Genomic DNA, 1,309 nt, shown 5'->3' on the forward strand with positions numbered 1-1,309 from the left:
GCCTAATGGCGGAGCAAGGGTGACCAAAATGGAACCCCATGCCTTTGCTGGTGCTCTGAATAAACTCCGTACGGGAAAACTCTCCAAGAATTCATCAGCTAATCGTGAGATTGCTCCCAGAAAATTAGAGAGCAAGAAAGCACCTCCGAAAGTAGGGCTACACGATTTACACGTTGAGGTCGATCCTCTTTTGGATCAACCTGCTGAGAAGTCTACTTCGTCAACTCAGTCTTCATTTTCTGCTTCTGGTGGTAATGAGTTTGCGGAGAACTTTGCACCCACATTAACTACAGTGGCAGATTGGCCAGATTCGGTAGCGGAAGATATATATCACAACAAAATGTCTGAGGCGGACGGTTTTGGTTTGTCCGAAGATCAGAATCTGTCTGGTATAGACGAGTCACTTAACCTTGCTTCAGGTCATGCAGAGTCAAGACTCTCAAGCTTTGAGGCTGCTGGGTCTCAGGCAGAATGGTATGAACAATCTTTGGTTGATACATCTGGCTTGCAGTCAGAGCAAGCAACAAAAGACTTCAAGGAAGATTGTTCTTCTGATACGACAGCTTCAAACCCATGGGAGCGACCCATTTCTGAGCTAATGGATGATGAGGTCGATCCTTTTGATGAGGTCGATAGTATTTCAACTTCTGTAGAGATTGACCAGAAAGAAGCAATCGTCATTGAGGAGGAAGAAGTTCCTTACCAGGAAACCGCACGTGTCCTACCCATGCGAGCTGACCCATTACTCGAGCTTAAGCGTCAGGCGCGAGTGAAAGCAGATGCGTCGTCGTTCAGTGTCAATGCCGAGGAACACATTATCGTTAGTGTGACCGCGGTCAGTGACAGTGGTTTTGATGGTGAGCAATTATTGCAGGTACTGCTCGCATGCGGTTTGCGGTTCGGGGAAAGAAATATCTTCCATCGCCATGAGCTAGGGCTTAACAAAGGTAAAGTTCAGTTCAGCATGGCTAATTTGTTGAATCCCGGTGACTTTGACCTTGATCATATCGAGTCTGTAAAAACTCCAGGGGTGACGTTTTTCATGGGTATGCCTGGTGCAGACGATTTGATGCTGGCGTTCGAGTGTATGCTGAGTACTGCACAGTGCTTGGCAAAAAACTTGAATGGGGAGCTTAAAGACGAGAATCACAGCGTCATGCGCCCCCAGACAATTGAACATTGTCGTCAACGTATCCGGGAGTTTGAAAGGCGTCAGTTGACGCATCAGCCTCATCGCAGACAGCAACTTTCTTGATAGCAAAGCTGTCCTGACAGAAACGACATAGGCCGGTACAATTCCGGCCTATGT

At 47.3% G+C, this 1,309-nt stretch carries 1 protein-coding gene; it reads left to right on the forward strand.

Annotation, left to right across the window (positions count from 1 at the left end):
* The coding region (gene zipA, locus WH50_RS25970; protein ID WP_110190389.1) for a cell division protein ZipA at positions 1–1,255 on the forward strand (1,255 nt) is incomplete at its 5' end.
* Positions 1,256–1,309: the final 54 nt, after the last annotated feature.

Source organism: Pokkaliibacter plantistimulans (assembly GCF_003194385.1).
Classification (GTDB): Bacteria; Pseudomonadota; Gammaproteobacteria; order Pseudomonadales; family Balneatricaceae; genus Pokkaliibacter; species Pokkaliibacter plantistimulans.